Source organism: Paraburkholderia sp. CNPSo 3274 (assembly GCF_024206475.1).
Lineage (GTDB): Bacteria > Pseudomonadota > Gammaproteobacteria > Burkholderiales > Burkholderiaceae > Paraburkholderia.
In genome coordinates, this window is sequence record NZ_JAMBPR010000182.1 from 1 (window position 1) to 2,894 (window position 2,894).

General features: G+C 59.5%; 2 protein-coding genes and 2 pseudogenes. 3 read left to right on the forward strand and 1 reads right to left on the reverse strand.

Going from position 1 to position 2,894, the window contains the following annotated elements; all coding sequences use genetic code 11:
• Nucleotides 1-166, forward strand: a pseudogene (locus M3I54_RS43835) (group II intron reverse transcriptase/maturase); the annotation flags it as partial.
• Nucleotides 167-364: 198 nt separating this feature from the next.
• Here M3I54_RS43835 and M3I54_RS43840 read toward each other — a convergent pair.
• A complete protein-coding gene (locus tag M3I54_RS43840) occupies nt 365-1,543 on the reverse strand; it encodes a porin (RefSeq protein ID WP_254346634.1) in 1,179 nt (392 codons plus the stop codon).
• Between the two features lie 690 nt (nt 1,544-2,233).
• Between M3I54_RS43840 and M3I54_RS43845 the strand changes: the two genes are divergently transcribed.
• The gene (locus M3I54_RS43845) at nt 2,234-2,671 is read left to right on the forward strand and encodes a hypothetical protein (RefSeq protein WP_254346636.1); all 438 of its coding nucleotides are present in this window, start codon (nt 2,234-2,236) and stop codon (nt 2,669-2,671) included.
• Between the two features lie 65 nt (nt 2,672-2,736).
• Nucleotides 2,737-2,894, forward strand: a pseudogene (locus M3I54_RS43850) (IS5/IS1182 family transposase); the annotation flags it as partial.

Sequence of the window (2,894 nt, forward strand, 5' to 3'; positions counted from 1 at the left end):
TCGATACCACGTCGTTGATCTGTGGCGGCGGGCGCTCCGGCGCCGCAGTCAAAAGGATCACATGACGTGGCAGCGAGTCGAGCGGATCGCAGATGCCTGGCTCCCGCAACCTCGAATCCTTCACCCGTGGCCCGACCGGCGATTTGCCGTCAAACACCCGAGGTAGGAGCCCGGTGCCCGAATTGGGCACGCCGGGATCTGTGCGGGGGGTGCTCAGTAATGGGCATCCCTACCGCAATTCTGGGCCAACAAGAGCCGTCCACCATGGCTTGCGCATGAACAGTAGAGAGTCAGCTACGCGCTCGACGGGGGACCGACGCTGCTACGCCGGCCCGAGCCCGTGTCGGAGGGTATGAACGCGTCTTTAGAACATCGTGCGAAGTCCGACTGCCACGCCCACCTGATTGGTCCGGCCAATGGTGTTGGTCGGTACGCCCTCGCCGTTGACCCCGCCCGGGTAGTCGGCGGAGAAGGCGCCTGTGCCGCGCGCGAAGTCCGTGATCCCGTAGACTTCCGTGCGCTTCGTGAACGAGTATTCCGCGAGAACGGTAGCCGATTGGTTTATCCCCCTGCCGAGCGTGCCATCGAGCAGTTCAGCATTGCGCGTCTGTCCGTAGTAGTAGGCGAACGTGAACAGCAGCGCAGGCATGGCGTGCCAGTTCGCACCGATGTACCAGGTGTCGTCGATACGGTTGGGGCTGCCACTACCCTTCAGTGTCGGCGCGCCAGATTGCTGCATGTAGACGTCAGTCAAACCAGTCTGGTCCTGACCCCGCAGCCAGCCGGCCAGCAGGCGGATGTCATGGGTGACCTGAAACGCGCCGCTGATGTGCAGAAAGTTGGACTTGGCGCCATTGATTGAGCTACCGACACTGGTGCCGACCGAAGAGCCGGTCGCAGATGTCGGCACGGAGACCTGCTGGAAGCCTGCGTTGAGCATGGCAGGGCCGTACGTGTACGTGAGTTCCACGGCATAGGTCGCGCCGAGACCAGCCGCGCCCGGCTGGTTTCCGAAGCCGTAGAGGGCATTGACATCCAGGCCATCGAAGCTGCCCTTGTACTTAACCGAGTTATTGACTTCGAGGTAAGGGCCGATGCCGTTATACATCCAGCTGTTTTGCCAATAATTGCCAACGGTCAGCGGGTCAAAGATGTCGCCCAAGGTGTCGTAGGCCGGCGCATATTGCCTGCCAAAGGTCAGCGAGCCCCACGTCTTGTTCGACAGACCCACGAAAGCTTGCCGACTGAACAGTGTGCCGGGTACGTGTAGTTGCCCGTTGAAAGCTTCGAAGCCGTTTTCGAGGCGGAAGATCGCGGACCAGCCGTTGCCCAGATCCTCACTGCCCCTCAAGCCCCAGCGGCTGTGGGTTTCCGGGCCTGACGTCATGGCGACCTGGTCGTTGCCACCCGGGCCAGCATTCGTCTGATAACGGATGGCTTCATCGACGATACCGTACAGCGTCACCGAGCTTTGTGCGAATGCCGACGACGCCACGACAGCGAATAGCGCGCCCGTGGCGCTGGAAATAAGTATTTTTTTCATTAGCAATCCACAGTAATTGGCTAACCGACTGGGGAGAGGTTTTCCAGGCCCGAAGAACAAGACCGTGAACGGGAGCGTAGCGTGTCATTTCATTGCGGCACAGCTATTCGTTACGGAGTGTTGTTTATTTGCTGTGCCGGGACAGGTGTGTGCAAATCGTCTGATAACGCTATGTTCGGGATAATGACTTGGCAGTTGGGCCTTGATGCGCCGCGCCGCTTTGAGCACGAGGCAGGCTATTTATCGCTGCGGCAGTAGAGCTTTAGTATCGGGAATGAATTAAGCGAAACAATACCTTCCTCTTCTTCTGTTGCGCGGTTCACATTCATGGCCCCTCCTGACGGCAATATCAAATGCAACCGTTGTGTCGCCCTGTCGCATTCGAACTTGGCGCAGAGATTACATCGACGGACTGTCGGGGGATGAATTTTCGGCTTTCTGCGAGCGTTCGCCGCAGGATCGAGCCCAGCCTCACACGACCGCTCGCGTACTCGATGGGACCAGCCGGCCGGCTTCTGCGCGTTCGACTTGCTACACTGCGGTGGTACTGGCGTCTGTTGCATCTCACCACGTGAAAGACACGTCAAACGCCGTTGCCCGTCTGAAACGTCTGAAGCAAGTCGAGGCTCTCACAGGCGCCTCCGGGACGGACCCGGTGCCGCACTCCCGAGATTGGCCCGGAGGTTCATCATGTTCACGACACTTTCCCGCCTGTCGAGAACCGTCCTGGTTGTGGCTGTGTGTATTGCATCGACGGCAGCCTTTGCCAGGCACGCGAGGCAGCCAGAGGTGCCCTCCGAATCGATTTCCTCCCTGTTACTGAGCGACGACGAACGCATTGAGTTCTGCACAGAGATGCACCGTGCGTCGACGCTCGAAGAACGTCGGGTGGTCGTGGAGCGCATGCGCAATACGCTCATTCCCCGCGCAAAAGCGCAAGATCTTTCCCTCCCGCGCTGGTTGCTGGAAGGACGTCCGATGAACGGGTTCGGCGGCCCCAATGGCATCATACCTGGACTGGATTGCGAATCGGGTATCAGCAGACTCCACGCACAGGCCGTCGCGCCTGCGCGGCAGGCACCCGACCACAAGACGCCCCCCACTAACAGGTTGCTGAAGTACCGCTGAAACATGTCATCGCGCAGAGTTCGTGAAGCGTTGATAGATGAACCACCACTTACCCACTGGAGATCATGCGCGGCGCCGACACTTTCACCGAGAGTTTGTTTTCCGTGCGCAAGCTGGACGACTTCGTCCCCAAGTCGCATCCGTTGCGTTCGATCCGCGTAATGGCGAACGAAGCGCTGGCGAAGATGGATCGACTGTTCGCCGAGATGTACGAAGCGGACAT

Bases quoted from the DNA above. Each gene is read 5' to 3' on its own strand.
- M3I54_RS43840 (WP_254346634.1), bottom strand. From the start codon at position 1,543: ATGAAAAAAATACTTATTTCCAGCGCCACGGGCGCGCTATTCGCTGTC.
- M3I54_RS43845 (WP_254346636.1), top strand. From the start codon at position 2,234: ATGTTCACGACACTTTCCCGCCTGTCGAGAACCGTCCTGGTTGTGGCT.